This window comes from Caballeronia sp. EK, from assembly GCF_014384845.1.
Taxonomy (GTDB): Bacteria; Pseudomonadota; Gammaproteobacteria; order Burkholderiales; family Burkholderiaceae; genus Caballeronia; species Caballeronia jiangsuensis.
In genome coordinates, this window is record NZ_JACSUE010000001.1 from 311,075 (window position 1) to 334,343 (window position 23,269).

Genomic DNA, 23,269 nt, shown 5'->3' on the forward strand with positions numbered 1-23,269 from the left:
ATTTCCTCGAATCAGACCTTGATGCTGTAATCCGCGACCCTGATGCGCGAATTGATGATCTTGCGTTCCGCGAGCCAGTCGGCGGCGCGTTGAAATTGCGCGATGAAAGCGGCATCGTCGGGCTCGTGAAACTGATTCACGCGCTTGAGGCTCGCGAGATAGTCGCGCACCTGGTCCGGATACTTGCCTTCGCGTTGCACGAGAAGTTCGGCGTCGGCGGAATGCGCGGACTGCCATGCGCCTTCTACGCGGTACGCATCGATCACCGCGCGGATCAGCTCGGAGTTCTCTTCGGTGAACTTCCGGCGCGTCACGAGCGAGCTGTAGTCGATCAGGAAATCCAGATCGCGGCCTTCGTTGAAGATGTCCTTCGCGTCATTCGAGAAGCGCGAGATGTCCACGCCGGGCGACCACATCGACCATGCATCGACTTTGCCTTGCGCGAAAGCGGGCGCGGCGTCGGGCGGATTCAGATAGACGAACTGGACCTTGTCGCGATCGACGCGATGCTTTTCCAGCGCCGCGATCAGCAGGAATTCGCCGAGCCCCGAACGGTTGACGGCGACCTTGCGGCCCGCCAGATCGGCGACCGAATCGATGCCGCTCGACTTCTTCGCGATGATGGCCGTCGAGCGGGGCGAATAGATATCGAACGCGTTGAAGACGATCGGCGAGCCGGCGAGCATCGCGGCGAGCGCGGGGGTCGTCGATCCCCAGAAGCCGAAGTCGGCGCTGCCGCCGACCACGGCCTGAATCGAGGGCGCATGGTTCGGAAACGGGCCGATCCATTCGACCTTGATGCCTTTGGCGGCGAGCGTCTTCTCGAACACGCCGCGTTGCCTGGCGATGTCGGGCAGGCTGCCGTAGCCCCAGCCGATGCGCACCGTGTCGGTATTGCGCGTGAGCTTGCGCGGCTCGGCGGCTCGCGCGGGTAAAAGTCCGCTGGTGGCGACGCCGGCCAGCAGGCCTCCTGCCGCGCGTAACAACTGGCGGCGGGTCAGCGAAGAATCGGTCATCCTTTGAGGTCCTTCTGGTTGTACGGAAAGAGGTCAGTGAGAGGTCAGTGAGTCCGGACGCCCAGCTCCGCGAGCAGGATGGGCCGCAGCGCCAGCGGCGCGTGATCCTTGGGCTGGAACGCAGCCGCGATGCGTCCGGCGCGCATCACGAGAATCCTGTCGGCGAGCGTGAGCGCTTCGTCGACGTCATGCGTCACGATCAGCACGCCCGGCTGATGCAGCGCGACGAGTTCCTTGACGAGGCCGTGCATCCGGATGCGAGTGAGCGCATCGAGGGCCGCGAACGGCTCGTCGAGCAACAGCAGCGCAGGGTCGTGAATGAGCGCGCGCGCTAGCGCCACCCGCTGCGCCTGACCGCCCGACAGATTGCGCGGCCAGTCGTCCTCACGTCCGGCGAGTCCGACTTCGGTAAGCGCGCGCGCCGCGCCTTCGCGGCCGATCGTGTTTTCGTGACCGAGCGCGACGTTCTGCCATAACGTCGCCCAGGGCAGCAGCCGATGCTCCTGGAACACGACGGAAGGGCGCTCCGGCGCACGTATGTTTCCAGCGTCGGGCAGATCGAGCCCCGCCAGCGCGCGCAGCAGCGTGGTCTTGCCGCATCCGCTCTCACCCAGCAGCGCGACGAATTCGCCTTTGCGGATGTCGAGGTCGAGTGCATCGATGACGACACGGCTGCCATAGCGCCGTTGCAGTCCGCGCACCGATACGGCCAGCGCCGATGACGAACTCACGCGCTCGCGGGACAACACATTGCTCTGCGTCACTTGCGCGCCCCTTTGGCATAGTTCGCGTGCCACGAGAGGAAACGGGCTTCGAGCAGGCGCACGAGCGCATCCGCAACGACGCCGATGATCGCGTAGATGATCACGGTCAGCAGGATGACGTTAGTGTTCAGGAATTCGCGGGCGTCCATCGCGAGAAAGCCGATGCCTTTCGTCGTCGCGAGCGTCTCGGCGATGACGAGCGCGAGCCATGCATGCGCGAGCGCATAGCGCACGCCTGTCAGGATGGAAGGCATCGCGCCGGGAAGAATGATTCGCCGCACGATCGCGAGCCGGTCCATGCCGATCACGCGTGCGAGTTCCATCAGCTTCGGATCGATCTGCCGGATGCCGAGCATCGTGTTGATGTAGATGGGGAAGAGCACCGCGAGCGCGACCAGAAAGATCTTCGCGACTTCGCCGACGCCGAACCAGACGATCACGAGCGGCAGCATCGCCAGAAAAGGAATTGCGCGCACCATCTGGATCGAGCGATCGAAGAGCGCCAGCGCGAACGGCGAGAAGCCGACGGCGACGCCCAGCGCGAGCCCGATCGTCCCACCGATGACGAAGCCTCCCGCGGCACGCAACAGCGACACGCCGAGATGAACGAAAAGCTCGCCGTTCCTTGCGAGATTCACGGCGGTGTCGAAGACGCGGCTCGGAGCGGGAAGCACTTGAGGCGCGATCAGCCCGATGCGCGATGCCGCTTCCCACACGAGCACGACGATCGCGGGAATGGCCCACGAAAGCCATCGATAGAGCACGACTTTCGATATGCCCGCGCGAGGTGCATGCGAAGACACATAGCTGTTGCGGGTGGAAGTCAGGTCAGCCATTTCATTTCCGTATCAGCCATGAAGGATGGGCGCTGCGATAAAAGTTATCCGCGAGTCGAGAAGGAGAGCTGCTTATTAGAAGCCGCCGAATGGCGCGTCGACAAACGTTTTATTGTTCTTTGCTTTGCAGTGTTCATATCTGCCGATGCCGCTAATGCCATCGCGCATCGGCTGAATTGCATTTCAGTTTTCATCGCAAGAGCTATGCATATTTGCTTCGTTCGCGCGCGTCGCTCGCGGCGTGAGAATGCCTGAGCACCGCATGGCCGGTCGCGCCGTGCCTGACCATTTCCCTTTGCTGCTCTTCTCATCCCGATCCCATGAAGGCGTCCAATTCGCATCGCCGGCCATACGTTGCCGGAAAGCTCACTGTGGTGGCCTGCGCGGCCGCCGCGCTCGTTTTGCTGGGCGGCTGCAAGCCTCACGAAGAGCAGGCGCAATCGTCGGCGTCGCCGGTCGCGCAGAGTAGCCGGCAGGAGGTGACGTACTTCAAGTATCCCGACAACCCGGCGTTCGATCTCGTCTACCTCGCCGACAAGCTCGGCTATTTCGAAGGCACGAGCACGCGTCCGAAGTATGTCGGCAAGATATCCGCGCCGCAGATCATTCCGCTCGTCGGCACAGGGGAGATCGATTTCGGCACGCGCATGGTGCCGCTCGTCATCTCCGCGATCGCGAGCGGCGCGGATATCAAGGTCGTGTCCGCGGGCGGCGAGACGCTGCCCGATGCGCCGCATATGAAGTACTTCACACGCAAGGATTCGGGCATTCGCGGGCCGAAGGACTTCGAGGGCAAGACAGTGGCGTTCAACAGCTTCGGCGCCTGCGCGGAGTTCGTGACGAAGAAGTATCTGTCGCAGCATGGCGTGGACGTGTCGAAGGTCAACTGGCTCGTCGTGCCCGACAACCAGTCGCAACAGGCGCTCGTCACGAAGAACGTGGATATCGCCATCATTCATCCGCCTTTCTCCGGCGCGGCCGAGGCCGATCCGCAACTGCACAAGCTGTGGAGCGACTGGGACGAGGACGGCGGACTGGGCGGCATGGCGCCCTACAGCGTGAACGGCGCGTTCGCGCGCGCCCATCCGCAAGCGGTGAAGGATTTCGTGACGGCCATCGCGAAGGCCGGCAACTGGGTCAACGCGCATCCGGACGAAGCGCGCCAGCTCACGGCTGAGCGGCTCGGCATCGACGTGAAGCTGGTCGAGCGCTATGCCTACGTGAAGGATCTCGTGGTGACCGAACCGCCGATCCAGTACTACATCGATATCCTCGAACAGGCCGGCAAGATCCCGAAGGGCAAGGTGCAGGTGAAGGACGTCTACACGAACCAGTACAACCCGTTGGCCGCGAAGCAGTCGCAGGCAAACGCGACGCCGGTCGCGAACGGCAGGCCATCATGAGCGCGACACGCACGGCACCCGACAAGATCGTCGTGCGCGATCTGTCGCTCGCTTACGTCAACGAGGCGACGGCGTCGAGCCATACCGTGCTCGAACACTTCGACCTGCGCGTGCGCGAGGGCGAGTTCCTCGCCGTGCTCGGTCCGAGCGGCTGCGGCAAGTCGACCCTGCTCAACCTTCTCGCGGGGCTGACCTTGCCGACCTCGGGCCGCATCAGCGTGGACGGCGAGCCTGTCGGCGCGGCGCGCAACAAACTCGGCTTCGTGTTTCAGGGCTATGCGCTGTTTCCGTGGCGCACGGTGCGCAAGAACGTCGAAACAGGGCTGGAGATTCGCGGCGTGAAGCGGGCGCAACGCCGCAGCGAGGCCGAACGGTTCCTGCGTCTGGTCGGCCTGCTCGATTTCGCCGATCACTATCCGCATCAGCTTTCTGGCGGCATGCGGCAGCGTGTGGCGATCGCGCGGGTGCTCGCCTACGGCCCCGAAATCCTGCTGATGGACGAGCCTTTCGGCGCGCTCGATGCGCAGACGCGCGAGTCCTTGCAGCACGAGTTGCTGGGCATCTGGGAGCAGAGCGCGAAGACGGTCGTGTTCGTCACGCACAGCATCGACGAAGCGATTTTCCTGGCGGATCGCGTGGCTATCGTCGGGCGCGGGCCGGGGCGCGTGAAGGAGATCATCGATGTCGATCTGCCGCGTCCGCGTCCCGCATCGATACGACACAGCGCCGCGTTCGTCGCGCTGCGGCAGCGCGCGTGGGCGAGCCTGAGCGATGAACTGGACGACGCGCGCGGCGCACCGCGTGAGCTTGTAGCCGAAACACTGACGGGGGCATGAGACGTGGCAGAGCAAGAGACCTTGAACAAGCTGCCCGTGCTGATCGGCGCAAGGCGGGACGTTGCGCGCAAGGCCAAGCGCGGACGCGGCATGAACGTTTCGTACGCGTTCGAGCGTTCGATCGCGCTGATCGTTTTTGCGGTGCTGTGGGAAGTGCTGCCGCGCTCGGGCATCGTGAGTCCGGCGTATCTCAGCCCGCCCTCGCAAGTGGCGCTCGCCATCGCGCGCCTGTTCGATAGCGGCGACGTGTGGAAGCATCTCGGCGCGAGCGCGCTGCGCTCTATCGTCGGTCTCCTGCTGGCCATCGCGGGCGGCGTCGTGTCGGGCTTCGCGCTGGGATGGTTTCGTCGCGCCGAACGCATTATCGATCCGCTCTATCAGTTGCTGCGCCAGGTGTCCGCGTTCGCGCTGTTTCCGGTGTTCATGCTGTTCCTCGGCATCGGCGAGTCGTCGAAGATCGCGATCATCGTGTGGGCCGCGTTCTGGCCGGTGCTGCTCAATACCATTTCGGGCGTCAAGCAGGTGGAGCGCGTGTTCATCGATTGCGCGCGCTCGATGGGCGCTTCGCAAGGCTTCATCTTCGCCAAGGTGGTGCTGCCCGCCGCGTTGCCCGAGATTCTCACCGGCATCCGGCTCGCGGGCGCGTACAGCATCACGGCGCTGGTCGCGGCGGAGATGATCGGCGCGCGCTCGGGCCTCGGCTTCTACACGCTCAATTCGCAGGAGACGTTCCAGATTCCCGACATGTACGCGGGCATCGTGCTGCTCGCGCTGTTCGGTTTGCTGATCAACAAGAGTCTTTCCTTGCTCGAACGGCGCTTGCTTCGCTGGCGCGTGGGGCTCGCGCAAAATGGCTAGGAGCGCGTTCGCAGCGCTTCCGGGTCACGGCAAGCGGCTGCGCTGGCTTGCCCTTGCAGTCATGGCGATGGTCGCGCTCTCGTCGTTGCCGCTGCGCGATGCATGGCGCAATCGTCCGGACGATGACCGGCCCTTCGCCGCCGCGCTCGCACGCGGAACGCTGATCGTCGCGGTGCCGTCGCGACCTGCGCCGACGCTCAACGTCGGCCGGGTCGATCATTTCGCGCGCGTGGCGGACGGCTTTGCCGCGGCGCTGGCCGAAGACATCGGACGGCGCGCGGGACTGCCCGTTACCCTGTTGCTCGCCGGACCGCGCGAAGCCGCCGACGCGCTGCGATCGGGCCGCGCGGATGTCGCCGTCGCGGGCTTGGGCTTCAGCGCTGAACCGTCGATCGCCTATGCGCCGAGCGCCTATACGTCCGGGCGCGGCATGGCGCTCGTGCTTCGGCGCGGCGCGGTGCGCGACTGGAGCGATCTCGCGGACGGCGTGATCTGCGCATCGCGCGGCAGTCCGTTCGCGACCGAGGCCGCCCGCCGCGCGCATGCGCACATACAGGCGTTCGACCGTCCGCTCGATGCGTTGCTGGCGTTTCAGGCGGGCGAATGCGCCGCGCTCGTCGACGACGAGTATGTGATCCGCCAGTTGCTGAAGCAGCCCGACTGGGCTTATTACCGGAGTCTGCCCGGCACGGTTGCGCCTGCGCCTGCCTTCATCGCGACGCGCACCGGCGATATCGCGAGCACGGCGTTCATCGAACGGATAGTCGAGGGCTGGCGGCGGCAACGCTGGCTCTCGACGGTGCGCGAAGATCAGGCGACGCGTCTCGCATTCGACATGTTCAACGCCCAGAACGATCTGTATTGCCACTGAGCGGGCACGGCATAACCTGCACCGCACGCACAACGAGAAACCATCGGACATGACTCAACGGAACGGACATCTGCATCTCGGCGCGTTTCTCTATCCCACGGGCCATCACATCGCCGCATGGCGGCATCCTCATGCGAGCGCCGATGCGGGCAGCAATTTCGCCCATCACGTCCAACTCGCGCAAGCGGCGGAAGCGGCGAAGTTCGATCTGATCTTTCTCGCCGATGGCTCCGGCACGCGCGGCGACGATGCGCAGTTCCTGAGCCGCACCGCCCACAGCTACGTCGCGCAGTTCGAACCGCTCACGCTTCTTTCGGCGCTTGCGGCAATCACGCGGCGCATCGGTCTCGTCGGCACGGCATCGACCTCGTTCAACGAGCCGTATCACATCGCGCGCAAGTTCGCGTCGCTCGATCACATCAGCGGCGGACGTGCGGGATGGAATCTGGTGACATCATCGAGCGAGCATGAGGCGCGCAACTTCGGCTTCGACGAGCATCTCGCGCACGCGACGCGCTATGAGCGCGCGGACGAATTCGCGGATGTCGTGTCGGGCCTCTGGGATAGCTTCGACGAAGATGCGTTCCTGCGCGACAAGTCGTCGGGGCGATACTTCGATCCGGACAAGCGCCACGTGCTCGATCATCGCGGCGCGTTCTTCAACGTGCGTGGGCCATTGAACGTCGCGCGCTCGCCGCAGGGTCATCCGGTGACCGTGCAGGCGGGTTCGTCCGAGGCGGGCAAGGAACTCGCCGCCCGCACCGCGGAAGTGATTTTCACGGCGCAACAGACGCTCGACGACGCCGTCGCGTTCTACGCCGATGTCAAAGGCCGCATGGCGCGCCACGGCCGTCATCCGGACTCGCTCAAGATCATGCCGGGCGTGATGCCGATAGTCGGCCGCACGGAAGGCGAGGCGCGCGCGAAGTTCGACGAACTGCAGGCGCTCATCGATCCGGTCGTGGGCCTCGCGATGGTTTCGATGCTGACGGGCGGCTTCGATCTGTCGGCTTATCCGCTCGATGGACCGATTCCAGAACTGCCCGAGACCAACGCAAGCAAGAGCCGTCAGACGCTGATGATCGAGCTTGCGCGCCGGGAAAATCTCACGATTCGCGAGCTTTATCGTCGCATTGCAGGCGCGCGCGGACACTGGCAACTGGTCGGCACGCCTGCGCAGATCGCGGATGCGCTGGAAGAGCGCTTCGTGCATTACGGCGCGGACGGATTCAACGTGATGCCCGCGTTGCTGCCCGATTCGCTGAACGATTTCATCGAACTGGTGCTGCCCGAGTTGCGGCGGCGCGGACGCTTTCGCAGCGAATACGAAGGCCGCACGCTACGCGATCATCTCGGTCTTGCCAGGCCGGCGTCGCGTTATGCGAGCCGGGAAGATGGAAAGTTTGCAGTCCCCTGCGCGGCTCACGCGGCATAAAGAAATTCGCCAGCAATTGCGGTGGCGCGACGGCCACCTTGGCGAACGAGCCATTCGAATGGCTGCTTACACCAGGTACTCCAGGAATAAGGCTCACATATCGGCGACAGACGAGCCTTCCACCTTTCCATCGACGATATCCTCACCGCGTTGACGAGCGGCGCGCCGGGCAATTCCGAAGTCCACAAACACATCTTGCCGATCGAGCTTGAATACGCGGCTCGTGCCGGCCTCGCCCGATATCTCCGGGCGACAGATGCGAATCGCGACATCGTAGCCTTCGTCGTAGCGAGAATGCCTGTCGAAGCGGCTGAATGCGCGCGAGAACACGAGAGGATGGAGTTCGAAGCCCTTGTAAAGAGGCGGGAATGCTGGCATGAACGTCTCCTCGAGAATGAAGATCCACTATACCCGTAAAGCCCGCCGGGGTCGCGCGGTAAACGGTTTGCGTTATTCCGGACACGCAGGCCCGTCGGGGCGGGGACGAGCAGTTAGACAAATCGCTTGCCGTGCCGCGGGCCGAAAGATCTTGACGGTTTTCGAGGCGAGGCGTAATTTTCTTAATGAAGTCTTCAAGAAGCGCGATTGCTGCTCATCATTGACCGCAGCCTGCGGTGTTCGTTGTCCTCTCCCTCCTTGATCCTTTGTTCCGGGACCCTCTCGCGGTCCCATTTGTTCGTTCATCTTCAGGAGAGTTTCATGGATACCGGCACCGTCAAGTGGTTCAACGACAGTAAGGGTTTTGGGTTTATCACACCCGACAGCGGCGGCGATGACCTGTTCGCGCATTTCTCGGAGATTCGCGCCGAAGGGTTCAAGACGCTCGCGGAAAATCAGAAAGTCAGCTATGAGACGAAGAGCGGCCCCAAGGGTCTACAGGCCGCGAACATCACGCCGATCTGAGTAGCCTTCCTGCCGGTTCCGCATGCGGAACCGGCAGTTTCGTATCTGGGGTAATTAAACTTCGTTCAGGTGTTTTCGTCGAAATGAATAGCACGCCTGATCATTTCGATGCAGTGAACGCAAATGCCCGAGCCCCAGCGACACAAGCGCGGGTTCGTTCTTCATCGCGTGGTACGATGGCTCACCACTACTGGAGTTCTCGATGTCACGCATGTTGAAAGTTGGAAACCATGAATTCCATGTTGTGGTTCAACCGCTTCCTGCCGGTGGCTTCACCTACGCATGTGTCGATGTAGATTTGAGTAGTTCGAATGTCAGCGAGATCCGCTACGACAGTCATCTTCGCTTCGAGACCGAGGACGAGGCCTATGAAGGCGGCTCGGCTCACGCGCGACGCCAGGCGGTGAGAATAAGGCGTTAGCTCTTGCGCGACAAATCAAAAGGGCCGGACTTGCTTTTACAAATGAAGTCTCGCAAGCGCACGAGACGACGCGTAACCTGTTTGCTTGCATCGACGACGCGGAGGTCGCCATGTGGAACTGCAAGCACTGCAAAGTCGATGTATCCCGGCACAACGCGCATCCAGCCATCGATAGCCTCGGGATTTATTTCGTATGCCCGGGCTGCTTCGAACGTAATCCATTGACCGGATCAAAAAGAGGCGGCGTTCGTTTGCAGCAAGCCGCTGCTTCCGAGGCTCTGTCTTTAAATCGTCCTTTCCTTCGGTCAGACGGCGATCTTTTCTTCAGCCAGACAATCCAGAACAAGCGCTTGCAGGTGCAGGTCACGCGCGAATGCCTTGACCGTGTTTTCGGCTCGGACGGGTCGGTGTCGCAGGACAGCGAAGTCCTCCGTGTGAACCTGAATCACATCGTCGGGATAGCGACTCAGAAACAAAGGGATGGCTCCCGCTCACCGATCAAAGTGCTTTGCGCCGACTTCGGGCTCATCTGATACGTGTTCAAATGCCAGCTCGCATCTCACCAAAATAGTCAGAAATCCGAATCAAACTCCATGCCGAGATACCTCGTCAGAGGGAAACTTCGAAGCGATCTAGTTCGTCGGTGATACATAACGCCACTTCGCAGCGTTGACGTCGATGCGCGCATCGTTCTCGAGTCGCTTTTCGGCGCGGTCGGACTCTGCCTGCCGCAATGCTTCCACGCGCGCTTTTTGAGTTGCCGTAAGGTCCTGCTTTCGAAACGGTGCGGCGGGGTCGGTCGGGATTCGCTTCAGCATGTTGATGTCCGCAAAAAAAGAAGGTCGATGAACGTTAGCCACGCGAGCGTGCGCCGCATGGCGAAACAAAGCAAGAACAATCGTCAGACTCGACGGGGCGATGCATCGAGGAAATCTGCGGACGCGCCGCTCAACGCTCGTCGTCGAGCCAATTAAATAGACCGCGACAGCAATTAAAAATGCGCTCAGAATAGGCCAATTAGCGGCCCATTCCGTGGCCGCCACACAGGGGCGCAAAATGGCAAAGGGTCAAATGCGAAGTAATCGCGAGGCAAAGAAGCCCAAACAAGCCAAAAAATTGTCGGCGCCAGTCGCCGATCCGTTCAAGATCCCGGTTCCCAAGACTACGGGGTCAACCAGCGCCGCCAAAAAGAAATAGCCGATTGCCGCCATGCCTTGCATGGTCGTGTACGTGAGTCAGTCTTACTTCATGCCTGGCTTTTCATTCGATGTTCGGATTATTTGACGCGCTTCCGAGTCTCGGTTGACTCATTCGCGCATTTCCGCGCGGATTAACCCTTTGGGAGCGAAATAGTGATCCAGTCTCTCCGCTGCGTGCCGCAATGAGCGGCCCGCAACGTCTTACCGTGCGACATCAAAGTGCATATCGCTATTCGGAGCCGGTGCGCTTCGGAGAGCATCGCATGATGTTCCGCCCGCGTGCGAGTCATGATCTGCGTCTTCTGAGTACGCAGTTGATGATCAGCCCGACGCCCGATCGCCTGCACTGGTTGCATGACGTATTCGACAATTCGGTCGCAATTGCGACGTTCTCGGGCGAGGCGTCCGAATTGATCTTCAGAAGCGAGGTGACGCTCGAACACTACGAAGCGCCGTTGCCCGATTATTCGCTGGAAGGGTATGCATCGAAGTGGCCATTCGCATACACCAGCGAGGAGGCGTCGAATCTCGTGAACGCGCGAAGCCGGCCCATTCTTACCGGCGATGTGGACGCATGGGCGCGACGTTTCATCGGACCGGGCGGTTCGACCGAAACGATGACCTTGCTACGCAGCATGACGCTCGAGATCAAGAACAGCTTCACGTACGTGCGGCGAGTCGAGAAGGGCGTCAATCAACCTGCCGAGACGCTTCGGCTGGGCAGCGGCAGTTGCAGGGATTTCGCGGTGCTCATGATGGATGCGGTCCGCTCGCTCGGCCTGGCGGCCCGGTTTGTCAGCGGCTATATCTTCGTGCCGAACCACGACACCACGCTGGGCGGCGGCGCGACGCACGCATGGTTGCAGATCTATCTGCCCGGCGCCGGCTGGGTCGATTTCGATCCGACCAACAGCATCATCGGAAATCGGCATCTGATTCGTGTGGCCGTAGCCTGGAATTCGGATCAGGCGCTGCCGCTGTGGGGCACATGGCACGGCGCGATGCATTCGTTCCGGAGCCTCGACGTAGACGTGAGCGTCACCGAAGACAGCTGATGGAAACATCTTTGCGCCCCGCGCCAATGACTTCTCAATGCAAGGATGATTCGATGAAACTCCGCGTGGGCTATGAACTGATCTACGAGTGTCCGCAGCCGACCCCGATGATGCTGATGTTGAACACGCACTTCTCCCGCGCGCAGGATGTGCTGTCGGGTGATCTGCTGGTCGTCGATCCACCCGTGCCGATCACGCAGTATCGCGACAGCTTCGGTAATCTGTGCAGTCGCATCGTCGCACCGGCGGGGCTGATCTCGCTGTCCACCAGCGCATTGCTCGAAATCTCCGACCAACCCGAGACGCGCGAACCGCTCGGGCATCAGCATCCCGTCGAGACGCTGCCGGATGAATGTCTGGTGTTTCTGCTCGGCAGCCGATATTGCGAAACCGATCTGTTGTCCGCCATCGCATGGAAACTGTTCGCCGCGACTGCCCCGGGGCGTGACCGGGTGCAGGCGATCTGCGACTACGTGCATGGCCACATCAAGTTCGGATACGGATTCGCACGACCGACCAAGACCGCGTTCGAGGCGTTTGAGGAACGACAGGGCGTTTGTCGCGACTTCGCTCATCTGGCCGTGGCGCTGTGCCGCGCGATGAATATTCCGGCGCGCTACTGCACCGGCTATATCAGCGATGTCGGCGTGCCGCCGCCCTATAGCGCGATGGATTTCGCCGCCTGGTTCGAAGCCTATGTGGGCGGTTCATGGCAGACCTTCGACCCGCGCAACAACGTGCCGCGTATTGGCCGCGTGCTGATGGCTCGAGGTCGCGATGCCGCCGATGTCGCCATCAGCAATACCTTCGGCCCGACCAAGCTGATCAAGTTCGACATCCACTGCGCGCCTGTGTGAGTTCGAACGGGCAGCATCGAGCGCAACGCAACGCGCGCATTGGTTCGTTCACGAGGCCCGGGCTGTACGCTTGCGGCCGGGCTGCTTGCCTCGAACGGTTTGCGTGGCGTCTTCCGCATCGATCGCATGCTCGCTTGATTCACGGATGATGAGTTCCGGCACCGCAAAGAATTGCTTTGCCGGACCATCCGCCACAGCGCCTTCGACCAACCTCGAGAGAAGGGTCTCGCTTGCAAGCGTGCCGAGTTTATCGGAGCCTGCCGAGAGCGTCGTAAGCGGTGGATTCGTATGTTCGGCCGCCACGATGTTGTCGCAACCCACAACCGCCAGATCCTTGCCTGCACGTTTGCCCATCCGATCGAGTTCATGCAGTACGCCGATCGCGACCTGGTCGTTGTAGCAGAGCACGGCCGTGGGACGGAGCGCCATATCAAAGATCGCGCGCACCGCTTTCTGGCCGCCCTGTGGCGTGAGCTCGACGTCGATAGTCCACTCGTCGGCGACAGGAAGCTCGTGCTGCTTCATCGTTGAGAGATAACCCTCGCGACGCTGACTAGCCACCGCGTAGCCTTTGCGATTGCCGGCGAACGCGATGCGCGTATGTCCCTGGGCGATCAGGTGCTCAGTGGCGAGCGCGAAGCCGAAAGCGTTATCGACGCCTATGGTATCGACGTCGTCGCCCATCGGACGCATCACCAGCACGAGCGGAATGCCCCACGATCGAATCTCCGCCGGAAGCGCATCGTCCGTCCCGAGCGCGGGCGACATGATCAAGCCGGCGACATTCTGTTCCCGCATCGAGCGCAGCACGCGAGTTTGCGTGGCGACGCTTTCGGCCGTATGCGCCATCAACGTGGTGTAACCCGCCTCGGCGAGCACGCGTTCGATCGCCACCAGCAACTCGACGAAGAAGGGGTTCGTCAGGTCGTTGATGACCATGCCGATCGTGGCGCTGCGTCGACCGCGCAACGCCGCCGCGCCCCGGTTGTACACGTATCCGAGCTGTCGCGCGGCCTGCCGCACCTTTTCCGCGGTGTCTGCCGGGATACGCGGGTTCTCCTGCAACACCAGCGACACGGTCGATTTCGACACGCCCGCGGTTCTGGCGATGTCGAGGATGGTTGGATTGCTTTTCATGTGGGACGGGGCTCGGGAACGGCTTGCTCACCGGAAGATTATCACCGCAGCTAGAACGTTCCACTGAATTTTTTGAATAGTCGGATGTTTTGCGTGCCCGGTTATCCAAGGGATCAGGGTTCGTCTCTAGTTGACTCGCCAGAACCTGCGAACTACATTAAGTGGAACGATCCACCACGAAGAACGGCGCCAGGCGCCGAATTTTTCAGCAGCTTAGTGGAACGATCCACCAACGGTGACGATAGCCAGGAACGCGGAAAACGCGTTTTTTCCCTCCGCTAGTGGAACGTTCTACTTGAACGATATGGAGACAAACATGGCGGCACGATTTGGATGGGCGCTCGTTGGCGCCAGCACGATCGCAGACGAGTGGATGGTCGACGCCATCCGGGCCCAGGCTGACGCGACGATCGAAACCGTCGTCAGCGGCAATGCAGCGCGCGCACGAGAATTCGCCGCGAAGCACGGCATCGCCAGGCATTCCACCGATCTCGATGCCGTGCTCGCCGATCCGGCAGTCCAGGCGGTGTACATCAGCAGCACCAACGAGAAACATCTTCCGCAAGTTCTGGCCGCGGCGCGCGCCGGCAAACATGTTCTCTGCGAGAAGCCGCTTGCTCTTTCCGAAGCAGACGCAGCCCGGATGATCGAGGCCTGCGCCGAACACGGTGTCATTCTCGGAACGAACCACCATCTCCGGAATGCTTCCACGCATCGCAAGCTGCGCGAACTCATCATCGAAGGCGCGATCGGAACGCCGCTCTTTGCCCGCGTCTTTCATGCGGTGTCGCTCCCGCCACATCTGCGCGGGTGGCGCATCGAAAAGCAGGACGCTGGCGGCGGTGTCGTGCTCGACATCACCGTTCATGACGTCGACACGCTGCGCTTCGTGCTGAACGCGGAGCCGATCGAAGTCAGTGCAATGACGACCACCGGCACGATGAGCAACGCGGGTCTTACCGACGGCGTCATGGCGATCGTGCGTTTTGACAATGGCGTTCTCGCGCAACTCCACGACGCCTTCACCGTGCCATTCGCGGCGACCGGACTCGAAGTGCATGGTTCGGACGGTTCGCTGATCGCAAAGGACGTGATGACCCAGCGCGCAGTCGGGGAGATCGAACTCCGCGACGCGAACGGTGTGCGTTCGATCGAGGTGGAACACGCAAACCTCTACCACACCGGCGTTGCCCAGTTTCACCGAGCCATCCGCGAAGGCCAGAGCCCCGCCGCCAGCGGCGTGGACGGATATCGCTCGCTGATCACGGCCCTCGCGGTCGCACAGGCTGCGCAAGCCGGTGGACATGTCGATGTGTCGCGTCGCTACGCCGAATAAATCAGCCAGAACCGCTTTATCAGGAGACTCACCGTGAGTTCCAGCAAGGTCATCACCCTCGCACAAGCCGCCAGCCTCATCAACGATGACGATGTAGTCACCGTCAGTTCGTCGAGCGGCCTGGGCTGTCCGGACGCGATGCTCGCCGCGATCGGCGCGCGCTTTGACGCGCAAGCGCATCCGCGCAATCTGACGATGCTCCATCCTATCGCCGCCGGCGACATGTACGGGATCAGAGGCATCGATCACGTTGCAAAGAAAGGGCTCATCAAAACGGTCATAGCCGGCTCGTTCCCCAGCGGCCCGTCGAGCCTGCCGATGCCGGATATCTGGCATCTGATCGTCGATAACGAGATTCGTGCGTACAACCTGCCGAGCGGCGTGTTGTTCGATATGCATCGCGAGGCGGCCGCCAAGCGTCCCGGCGTATTGACCAAGGTCGGACTGGACACGTTTGTCGATCCGTCGCGCCAGGGCGGCGCAATGAACGCCAGCGCGGCCGAACACCCCATCGTGGAGAAGGTGACTTTTGCCGGCGACGAGTGGCTGCACTACCGGAACTTCGTCCCGCGCGTTGCCATCGTTCGCGCGACGACCGCGGACGAGCGCGGCAACCTGTCGTTCGAACACGAAGGCGCGCTGCTGGGCGGACGCGATCAGGCGCTTGCGGTGCGCAACAACGGCGGCATCGTTATCGCGCAGGTCAAGCGTGTCGTGAAAGCGGGATCGCTGCACACGCAATCGGTGCACATTCCCTGCAATCTAGTCGACTACGTCGTGGTCGATCCGGCTCAAAAGCAGACCACGCAGATCGAATACGACCCGGAGATCAGCGGCGAAATCAAGCTGCCCGAAAGCGCATTCGAGTTTGCGCAATGGCATCCGGACAAGATCATCGCCCGGCGCGCCGCGATGGAGCTGGCGCAGAACGACGCGGTCAATCTGGGCTTCGGGATCTCCGCGAATGTGCCGCGCGTCTTGCTCGAAGAAGGCTATCCGAACGATGTGACGTGGGCCATCGAGCAAGGCGCGGTGGGCGGTGTGCCATTGCTGGGTTTCGCGTTCGGCTGTTCGGGCAACGCGGACGCCATCATGCCGTCGCCGTCCCAGTTCGTCTATTTCCAGGGCGGCGGTTTCGATGTGTCTCTGCTCTCGTTCATGCAGGTCGATCGCTTCGGCAACGTGAACGTATCCCGGCTCCCGAGCAAGCCGTATTTGACGGCGGGGTGCGGGGGCTTCATCGACATCACGACGCATGCGAAGCGCCTTGTCTTCAGCGGCTACTTTACGGCTGGCGCGCAATTCGAAGTCGGCAGCGGAAGACTTTCGATCGTCAAGGAAGGCAAGAGGAAGTTTGTTGCCGATGTTGATCACGTGACCTTCAGCGGTCGCATGGGGCAAGCCCGCAATCAGGAAGTCCTGTACATCACCGAACGGTGCGTGATCAGGCTCGGCAAAGACGGGCTCGAAGTCGTCGAGATCGCTCCCGGTATCGATCTGCAAAGGGACGTGCTGGATCAATGCGATATCGAGTTGAAGGTGTCGTCGTCGCTCAAGCCGATGGACCCCGCGATCTTCACGGACGCGCCGTTCGGACTCAAGCTGAAGGAGGCGCGTCATGGCTGATCAAGCCTTTATCCGCATCGAGAAACGCGGTCCGGTTGCGGTCGTCACGCTCGATCGGCCCGACAAGCTCAACTCGCTCACGCCGTCGATGCTTGGACAACTCGAAGACGCCGCTGCGCAACTCGAAGCGGACAGCAGTCTGCGCGCCGTCGTGCTGACAGGCGCTGGTGAACGTGCCTTCTGTGTCGGTGCGGATATCAATGAATGGTCCGCCCTCGCGCCGCTGGATATGTGGCGTGTCTGGGTCACGCGCGGACATCGCATCTTCGATCGTTGGGCTGCACTGCGCCTGCCCGTGATCGCTGCGATCAACGGTCATGCGTTCGGCGGCGGTCTGGAACTCGCCGCAATCGCCGACGTTCGCGTGACCGATCCGGCCGCGACCTTCGCGCTGCCCGAAGCGAGCATCGCGACCTGTCCCGGCTGGTCGGGAACGCAGCGGCTCGTGTCCCTCATCGGACCCAGTCACGTGAAGTCGATGGCGCTCACCGCACGACGCATCGACGCGCAGCGCGCCTATGCAATCGGCCTCGTCGACGAAGTGTCCGAAGCGGGCAAGTCGCTCGATGCGGCGATCGCCGTCGCCGGGCAGATCGCGACGCTTGCGCCCGTGTCCGCGCAACTCACGAAGCAACTGATCAACGCAGCCGCAGGCTTCAATACCGGCGCCACGCTGGAAGCGATGGCCGGCGCGCTGTCCGCCACGACGCAAGACGCCCGCGAGGGTATGGCCAGTTTCCGCGAACGCCGCAAGGCGCAATACGAGGGTCGATGAAATGACGAGTCAGATTGCTGTTCCCGCCGCAACGGCGCTGCTTGAGAATGCAAAGCCGCTGCAACACGAGGCGTTCGCCGGAAAGATGTTCATCGATGGCCAATGGAAGGAGGCCGCAAGCGGCGAGCGCTTCGAGCGTAGCAGCCCGGCTCACGGTCGAGTGGTGAGTTCATTTCCCGAAGCCACGGGCGCAGACGTCGAAGCCGCGATCCAGGCCGCTGACGTCGCTTTCAGGAAAGGCCCGTGGCCCCGGATGAAGGGCGTCGAGCGCGCTCGCGTGTTGCTCGCCGTGGCCGAGGGCATCAAGGCGCGGGTCGAAGAGATGTCGTTGCTCGAATCGCTGGAGACCGGCAAGCCCCTCACGCAAGCGCGTGGCGAAGTCTCGGGCTGCGTCGATCTCTGGCAGTACGCCGCGAGCCTCGCCCGTACGACGAGCGGCGACGCCTACGACTCGCTCGGCGAAGACATGCTGGGGATCGTCCTGCGTCAGCCGATAGGCGTGGTCGGGCTCATCACGCCTTGGAATTTCCCTATCTGGATTCTTTCGCAGAAGCTTCCGTTTGCCCTTGCCGCAGGCTGCACGTGCGTCATCAAGCCGAGCGAACTGACTTCGAGCACGACGGTCATCCTCGCGGAAATTCTCGAACAAGCTGGCGTTCCGAAGGGCGTCGTGAACGTTGTCACCGGCAAGGGGCCCACGGTCGGCCAGCCGCTCGCCGAACACCCGGCCATCGGCATGCTGTCTTTCACGGGTTCGACGCGCGTGGGCGGACTGCTCGGCGGCATCGCGTCGAAGCAGTTGAAGAAGGTGGCGCTCGAACTCGGCGGCAAGAATCCGCAGATCGTCTTCCCCGACTGCGATTGGGACGCGATGGTCGATGCCGTTGTCTTCGGCGTCTATTTCAATGCGGGCGAATGCTGCAATAGCGGCAGCCGTGTTCTCGTTCATGAGTCGGTAGCGGAGCAGTTCGCGCAGGCTGTCGTCGAGCGCGCGCGACAGGTTCCGGTGGGCGATCCTCTGCACCCCGAGACCAAGATCGGCGCCATCGTCAGCGAAACGCAGCTTGGGGAAATTCTCGCCAACATCGACAAGGGCGTAGCCGCCGGCGCGCGCCTTCGTCTGGGCGGCAAGCGCTACGACGCCAAGGGTCTTTATCTCGAGCCGACCATCATCAGCGATGTCACGCCAGAGATGAGCGTCGCGCGCGACGAGATCTTCGGTCCCGTTCTCTCGATCGTGACGTTCAAGGACGTCGAAGAAGCGATCGAGATCGCCAACGACTCGGCGTATGGACTGTCGGCCGCCGTCTGGAGCAACGACATCAACACGTGCCTCACGGTCGCACGCGGCGTAGACGCAGGGACTGTATGGGTCAACACGTTCCTCGACGGCTATCCGGAACTGCCCTTCGGCGGCTTCAAGTCCAGCGGCGTCGGTCGCGAACTCGGCAAGCAGGCGGTCGAGGACTACACCGAAACCAAAACCATCCAGCTGCACATCGGCGCACGCAAGAACTGGTGGCTGCCCCAGTCCACCAAGTGACAGTCATATACGAACGCTCCCGTCGCGGGGCGATCAACAAGGAGACGAAGATGTTCAAGAAGCGTATTGCCGCCGTCGCGGCTGGATTGTTCGCGTGCCACGCACTCTCGGCGATCGCCGCCGACAAGCAAGTGGAAGTGATGCACTGGTGGACCTCCGGCGGCGAGGCCAAAGCGCTGGGCGTTCTGAAAGACAACCTGAAGCAGCGAGGCTATGCCTGGAAAGACAGCCCGATCGCGGGCGGCGGCGGCGAAGCGGCGCGCACGGTGTTGCGCGCGCGCATAGCTTCGAACAATCCGCCCGACGCGGTGCAGATGCTTGGCTTCAGCGTGCTGGATTACGCGGAGCAGGACCTGCTCACAAACCTCGACAGCATCGCCAAGAAGGGCGACTGGGACAAGCAGGTGCCCGCTCCGCTGCAGCGCTTCTCCAAGTCGGATGGACACTGGTATGGCGTGCCCATCGACGTGCATAGCGACAACTGGATCTGGGCCAACAAGAAGATCTTCGATGAACTCAAGCTCACGCCGCCGCAAACCTTCGAAGAGCTCGTCGCCGACGCGGACAAGATTCGGAAGGCGGGTTATATCCCGCTGGCTCACGGCGGACAGGCGTGGCAGGAAGCTACGATTTTCGACAGTGCAGTGATGTCGGCGGGCGGCCCCAAGTTCTATAACGATGCGTTGGTCAAGCTCGATCCCAAGGCGCTCGGCTCGAAGACAATGGAAAAGGCGTTCGACCAGTTGCGCGCGTTGCGTGGCATGGTGGATCCGAATTTCCCCGGCCGTGACTGGAATCTCGCTACCTCGATGGTCATCAATGGCAAGGCCGCCATGCAGATCATGGGCGACTGGGCGAAAGGGGAATTCGCCAACGCGGGCAAGAAGCCGGGCGTGGACTACCTTTGCATGCGATACCCCGGCACGCAGGGCGACTTCATCTTCGTGACCGACCAGTTCGCCACCTTCAAGGCGGGCGGCGACCGGCAGGCCGGACAGTACGCGTTTGCGGAAGCCGTGATGGACCCCAAGGTTCAGGCCCAGTTCAATCAGATCAAGGGCGCAGTGCCGGCACGTCTCGATGTGCCCGCCGATGGCTTCGACGAGTGCGGTCAGAAGTCGATGGCCGACATGCGTACGGCGCTCAAGAACGGGACGATGGTCGGCAGCTTCGCCCACGGCCAGGCGATGCCCGAAGCATCGAAGACAGCGCTCTATGACGTCGTCACGCACTTCTTCAATTCGAATCAGTCGTCGGCCGACGCTGTTAAGGCGCTCGTCACGGCTATCCAGAATTCGAAGTGACGATCTGACCGCTCAGGCGGACGGCAAGCGTCCGCTCCGCTCTCGTGTTCGATGTTCTCGACGTGCAGGTGAAATCATGCTCTTACACTCTCGTGCCCAGTCCATAGACCCGGCAAAGTCCCCAGCCCGAGCGGAGAAAGTCGGGAAAAAGCGTTCTGCGCGCAACGCGTTCGAAGCGCTTCTCCCGAAGCTCGTGCTCAGCCCGACACTCATCATCACGCTGGTGTTCGTCTATGGCTTCATCGTCTGGACGACGGTGCTCTCGTTCACACGTTCCCGCGCATTCGCCACGTTCAAGTGGGCTGGATTCACACAGTTTGCGCGCGTGTGGGAGCACCCTCGCTGGCACGTCGCCGTGGAGAACCTCGGCATCTATGCGTCGCTGTATGTGGTTCTGTGTCTTGCAATCGGCCTTGCGCTCGCGATCCTTCTGGATCAGCGCATTCGGGCGGAAGGTTATTTGCGCGCGATCTTCCTGTACCCGATGGCGTTGTCGTTCATTGTCACCGGCACCGCGTGGAAGTGGATTCTCAATCCGGGGCTCGGCCTGACGAAGCTCTTCCACGACTGGGGATGGACGAGCTTCCAGTTCGACTGGATCATCAGCGACGACATGGCAATTTACACCGTCGTCATCGCGGCGGTCTGGCAAGCGTCCGGCTTTGTCATGGCGATGTTCCTTGCGGGCTTGCGCGGCATCGACCAGGAGCAGATCAAGGCAGCGTCGATCGACGGCGCACGCATGCCCTCGATCTATCGCCGCATCATCATTCCGCAACTGCGCCCGGTCTTCATCTCGGCACTCGTGATTCTGGTTCACCTGGCTGTGAAGAGCTATGAGCTGGTGATCGCCTTGACGGGTGCGGGCCCTGGTTATTCGACCGAACTGCCTTCGACGTTCATGTACTCGTTCACGTTCACACGTAACGAGCTGGGTATGGGAGCCGCGAGCGCCGTGATGATGCTCTGCACCGTTGCCGCAATCATGGTGCCCTACCTCTACTCGGAAATGCGCCCCCGTCGTTCCGGCGGCGGTCACTGAAGCAATTCGTACCTATCCACGTAGCCTGAAGGAGACAAGCATGGCTGCCAAGACCTGGGACTCGCCGCAAATGGTGGTGGGAAAGCATAACAACGTATCGCGCATCGTCATCTATTCGATGTTGTTGATCGTCGCACTCGTATATCTCGTGCCGCTCGTGGTGATGTTGCTCACCTCGTTCAAACCGCTTCAGGAAGTGTATGCGGGCAACATTCTCGCGCTCCCGCACGAATGGACGCTCGCTGCATGGGAGAAAGCCTGGGGCTCGGCCTGTGTCGGTCTCGACTGCTCCGGCGTGAAAGGCTTCTTCTGGAACTCGTTCCGCATGGTCTTTTCAGCAGTGTTCCTTTCGACGCTGATCGGCGCGCTCAATGGCTATGTGCTGACGAAGTGGCGCTTCAAGGGCGACAACGTTTTGTTTGCGCTCGTCCTGTTCGGCTGCTTCATCCCGTTCCAGATCGTGCTGATCCCGATGGCGACGTTTCTCGGCAAGATCGGTCTCGCTCAATCAATCACCGGCCTCGTGTTCGTGCATGTGGTCTACGGGCTGTGCTTCACGACACTGTACTTTCGCAACTACTACATCTCGTTTCCCGATGAACTCGTGAAGGCCGCGATGATCGACGGCGCGCGCTTCTTTCGCATCTTCTTTCGGATCCTCCTGCCGAACTCGGTGCCGATCATCACCGTGACCGTGATCTGGCAGTTCACGAACATCTGGAATGACTTCCTGTTCGGCGCGTCGTTCACGACCGGCGCATCGGCACCGATCACGGTAGCGCTCAACAACATCGTCAACACTTCTACCGGCGTCAAGGAATACAACGTGCAGATGGCCACCGCGATGATCGCGGCGCTGCCCACGCTGCTCGTCTACGTCGTTGGAGGTCGTTATTTCGTCCGCGGTTTGATGGCTGGTTCGGTCAAGGGGTAATCATCATGTCTTCTCTTCATGTCAGCAACGTGCGCAAGGCCTACGGCTCTACGGAAATTCTTCGCGAGATCAATATCGACGTGAACGATGGCGACTTCCTCGTGCTCGTCGGCCCGTCGGGTTGCGGCAAATCGACCTTGCTCTCGCTCATTGCCGGACTCGATACGCTATCGGGCGGCGAAATCCGCATCGGTGACGACAAGGTCAACGACCTGCATCCGAGCGAGCGCGATATCGCCATGGTTTTTCAGAGCTATGCGCTGTACCCCAACATGACCGTAGGGCAAAACATCAGCTTCGGGCTCGAGATGCGCAAAGTCTCGAAGGCCGATCGCGAGAAGGCGGTACAGGATGCGGCGCGTCTTCTCCAGATCGAACATCTGCTCGATCGCCGTCCGGGTCAGCTTTCGGGCGGCCAGCGCCAGCGCGTCGCAATGGGCCGTGCGCTCGTGCGCCACCCCAAGATCTTCCTGTTCGACGAGCCGCTCTCCAACCTCGACGCGAAGCTGCGCGTGGACATGCGCACGGAAATCAAGAAGCTGCACCAGCGGCTGGGCGCAACCATCGTCTATGTGACGCACGATCAGATCGAAGCGATGACGCTTGCAACCCGCATCGCGGTGATGAAAGGCGGCATTCTTCAGCAGCTCGGCACGCCGGCCGAGGTCTATAACACGCCTGCCAACACGTTCGTGGCGACGTTCATGGGATCGCCGTCGATGAACCTCATTCCCGCGCGCATCGAGGGCAGAGACGGTTCGCTGCATCTGAAGATCGGTCAGGGCAATGACGCGCTGGATCTCGAACTTCCGCCGCAATCTCAAGCCGTGGACCGCTATGTCGGCAAGGAAGTCATCGCAGGGTTACGGCCGGAGGCGATTGGCGTAGAGAACGAGCGCGCGGCGTCTGCTATTCGAACTGTGCCCGTCAGGATCAACGTGCTTGAACCCACTGGACCGGACACGCTCGCTGTCCTCGATTTCGGCGGCATGGAAGTGTCCGCGCGGCTCGGGCCGGACATGCCGCACGAGTCGGGTGAACGTTGCGAACTGCGTGTCGATCTGTCGAAGCTGGTGCTGTTCGATAAAGACACGGAAGCACGCATTCATTGATCGATG

Annotated in this window: 24 protein-coding genes; 18 read left to right on the forward strand and 6 right to left on the reverse strand. The window is 61.8% G+C overall.

What is annotated here, in order from left to right:
• Positions 1-11 precede the first annotated feature (11 nt).
• From IAG25_RS01325 to IAG25_RS01335, 3 genes are read right to left on the reverse strand one after another with little or no spacing between them, the layout of a single operon-like run.
• The gene (locus IAG25_RS01325; RefSeq protein WP_187603163.1) at positions 12-1,016 is read right to left on the reverse strand and encodes an NrtA/SsuA/CpmA family ABC transporter substrate-binding protein; all 1,005 of its coding nucleotides are present in this window, start codon (positions 1,014-1,016) and stop codon (positions 12-14) included.
• Between the two features lie 44 nt (positions 1,017-1,060).
• On the reverse strand, positions 1,061-1,780 hold the full coding sequence (locus IAG25_RS01330) for an ABC transporter ATP-binding protein (RefSeq protein ID WP_187603164.1): 720 nt from the start codon (positions 1,778-1,780) through the stop codon (positions 1,061-1,063).
• Complete coding sequence (locus tag IAG25_RS01335; RefSeq protein ID WP_187603165.1) at positions 1,777-2,616, reverse strand: ABC transporter permease subunit; 840 nt, start codon at positions 2,614-2,616, stop codon at positions 1,777-1,779. The genes IAG25_RS01330 and IAG25_RS01335 overlap by 4 nt, the downstream gene beginning before the upstream one ends.
• A 320-nt stretch (positions 2,617-2,936) precedes the next feature.
• Between IAG25_RS01335 and IAG25_RS01340 the strand changes: the two genes are divergently transcribed.
• The 5 genes from IAG25_RS01340 (at position 2,937) to IAG25_RS01360 (ending at position 8,019) form a co-directional block, all read left to right on the forward strand.
• Positions 2,937-4,019 carry an ABC transporter substrate-binding protein gene (locus IAG25_RS01340; protein ID WP_187603166.1) on the forward strand — a complete coding sequence of 361 codons (1,083 nt, stop codon included), beginning with the start codon at positions 2,937-2,939 and terminating at the stop codon, positions 4,017-4,019.
• A complete protein-coding gene (locus IAG25_RS01345; protein WP_187603167.1) occupies positions 4,016-4,855 on the forward strand; it encodes an ABC transporter ATP-binding protein in 840 nt (279 codons plus the stop codon). Before IAG25_RS01340 ends, IAG25_RS01345 begins: the two co-directional genes overlap by 4 nt.
• 90 nt (positions 4,856-4,945) lie before the next feature.
• The gene (locus tag IAG25_RS01350) at positions 4,946-5,713 is read left to right on the forward strand and encodes an ABC transporter permease (RefSeq protein ID WP_187603700.1); all 768 of its coding nucleotides are present in this window, start codon (positions 4,946-4,948) and stop codon (positions 5,711-5,713) included.
• Positions 5,706-6,584 carry a substrate-binding periplasmic protein gene (locus tag IAG25_RS01355; RefSeq protein ID WP_187603168.1) on the forward strand — a complete coding sequence of 293 codons (879 nt, stop codon included), beginning with the start codon at positions 5,706-5,708 and terminating at the stop codon, positions 6,582-6,584. Before IAG25_RS01350 ends, IAG25_RS01355 begins: the two co-directional genes overlap by 8 nt.
• 49 nt (positions 6,585-6,633) lie before the next feature.
• Positions 6,634-8,019 carry an LLM class flavin-dependent oxidoreductase gene (locus IAG25_RS01360; RefSeq protein ID WP_187603169.1) on the forward strand — a complete coding sequence of 462 codons (1,386 nt, stop codon included), beginning with the start codon at positions 6,634-6,636 and terminating at the stop codon, positions 8,017-8,019.
• Positions 8,020-8,112: 93 nt separating this feature from the next.
• On the opposite strand, the gene IAG25_RS01365 is transcribed toward IAG25_RS01360, so the two are convergent.
• On the reverse strand, positions 8,113-8,397 hold the full coding sequence (locus tag IAG25_RS01365; protein WP_035500077.1) for a hypothetical protein: 285 nt from the start codon (positions 8,395-8,397) through the stop codon (positions 8,113-8,115).
• A 321-nt stretch (positions 8,398-8,718) separates the two neighbouring features.
• On the opposite strand from IAG25_RS01365, the gene IAG25_RS01370 reads away from it, so the two are divergent.
• The 3 genes from IAG25_RS01370 (at position 8,719) to IAG25_RS01380 (ending at position 9,876) form a co-directional block, all read left to right on the forward strand.
• Entirely contained in the window at positions 8,719-8,922 is a 204-nt protein-coding gene (locus IAG25_RS01370) for a cold-shock protein (RefSeq protein ID WP_035500078.1), read from the forward strand.
• Positions 8,923-9,124: 202 nt separating this feature from the next.
• The gene (locus IAG25_RS01375; RefSeq protein WP_187603170.1) at positions 9,125-9,343 is read left to right on the forward strand and encodes a hypothetical protein; all 219 of its coding nucleotides are present in this window, start codon (positions 9,125-9,127) and stop codon (positions 9,341-9,343) included.
• Between the two features lie 110 nt (positions 9,344-9,453).
• Positions 9,454-9,876 carry a hypothetical protein gene (locus IAG25_RS01380; protein WP_187603171.1) on the forward strand — a complete coding sequence of 141 codons (423 nt, stop codon included), beginning with the start codon at positions 9,454-9,456 and terminating at the stop codon, positions 9,874-9,876.
• A 99-nt stretch (positions 9,877-9,975) separates the two neighbouring features.
• Here the strand turns inward: IAG25_RS01380 and IAG25_RS01385 are convergent, their stop codons facing one another.
• The gene (locus tag IAG25_RS01385) at positions 9,976-10,161 is read right to left on the reverse strand and encodes a hypothetical protein (RefSeq protein ID WP_187603172.1); all 186 of its coding nucleotides are present in this window, start codon (positions 10,159-10,161) and stop codon (positions 9,976-9,978) included.
• Between the two features lie 563 nt (positions 10,162-10,724).
• On the opposite strand from IAG25_RS01385, the gene IAG25_RS01390 reads away from it, so the two are divergent.
• Both IAG25_RS01390 and IAG25_RS01395 read left to right on the forward strand, forming a co-directional pair.
• Positions 10,725-11,597: a transglutaminase family protein gene (locus tag IAG25_RS01390; RefSeq protein WP_187603173.1), complete on the forward strand. Its 873-nt coding sequence runs from the start codon at positions 10,725-10,727 to the stop codon at positions 11,595-11,597.
• Positions 11,598-11,650: 53 nt separating this feature from the next.
• Positions 11,651-12,454: a transglutaminase-like domain-containing protein gene (locus IAG25_RS01395; RefSeq protein ID WP_187603174.1), complete on the forward strand. Its 804-nt coding sequence runs from the start codon at positions 11,651-11,653 to the stop codon at positions 12,452-12,454.
• A 48-nt stretch (positions 12,455-12,502) separates the two neighbouring features.
• On the opposite strand, the gene IAG25_RS01400 is transcribed toward IAG25_RS01395, so the two are convergent.
• The gene (locus IAG25_RS01400; RefSeq protein ID WP_187603175.1) at positions 12,503-13,591 is read right to left on the reverse strand and encodes a LacI family DNA-binding transcriptional regulator; all 1,089 of its coding nucleotides are present in this window, start codon (positions 13,589-13,591) and stop codon (positions 12,503-12,505) included.
• Between the two features lie 316 nt (positions 13,592-13,907).
• On the opposite strand from IAG25_RS01400, the gene IAG25_RS01405 reads away from it, so the two are divergent.
• The 8 genes from IAG25_RS01405 (at position 13,908) to IAG25_RS01440 (ending at position 23,263) form a co-directional block, all read left to right on the forward strand.
• Positions 13,908-14,927, forward strand: a complete 1,020-nt coding sequence (locus IAG25_RS01405) for a Gfo/Idh/MocA family protein (RefSeq protein ID WP_187603176.1) — start codon at positions 13,908-13,910, stop codon at positions 14,925-14,927.
• Between the two features lie 33 nt (positions 14,928-14,960).
• The gene (locus IAG25_RS01410) at positions 14,961-16,553 is read left to right on the forward strand and encodes an acyl CoA:acetate/3-ketoacid CoA transferase (RefSeq protein ID WP_187603177.1); all 1,593 of its coding nucleotides are present in this window, start codon (positions 14,961-14,963) and stop codon (positions 16,551-16,553) included.
• On the forward strand, positions 16,546-17,328 hold the full coding sequence (locus tag IAG25_RS01415) for an enoyl-CoA hydratase/isomerase family protein (RefSeq protein WP_187603178.1): 783 nt from the start codon (positions 16,546-16,548) through the stop codon (positions 17,326-17,328). Before IAG25_RS01410 ends, IAG25_RS01415 begins: the two co-directional genes overlap by 8 nt.
• 1 nt (position 17,329) lies before the next feature.
• Positions 17,330-18,871, forward strand: coding sequence for an aldehyde dehydrogenase family protein (locus tag IAG25_RS01420; protein WP_187603179.1), 1,542 nt, complete (start codon positions 17,330-17,332; stop codon positions 18,869-18,871).
• A gap of 50 nt (positions 18,872-18,921) precedes the next feature.
• Complete coding sequence (locus IAG25_RS01425; RefSeq protein ID WP_187603180.1) at positions 18,922-20,175, forward strand: ABC transporter substrate-binding protein; 1,254 nt, start codon at positions 18,922-18,924, stop codon at positions 20,173-20,175.
• Positions 20,176-20,251: 76 nt separating this feature from the next.
• The gene (locus tag IAG25_RS01430; RefSeq protein ID WP_187603181.1) at positions 20,252-21,217 is read left to right on the forward strand and encodes a carbohydrate ABC transporter permease; all 966 of its coding nucleotides are present in this window, start codon (positions 20,252-20,254) and stop codon (positions 21,215-21,217) included.
• 40 nt (positions 21,218-21,257) lie between these two features.
• Positions 21,258-22,151, forward strand: coding sequence for a carbohydrate ABC transporter permease (locus IAG25_RS01435; protein WP_375336493.1), 894 nt, complete (start codon positions 21,258-21,260; stop codon positions 22,149-22,151).
• Between the two features lie 5 nt (positions 22,152-22,156).
• Entirely contained in the window at positions 22,157-23,263 is a 1,107-nt protein-coding gene (locus IAG25_RS01440; protein WP_187603182.1) for an ABC transporter ATP-binding protein, read from the forward strand.
• The last annotated feature ends 6 nt before the right edge of the window (positions 23,264-23,269 follow it).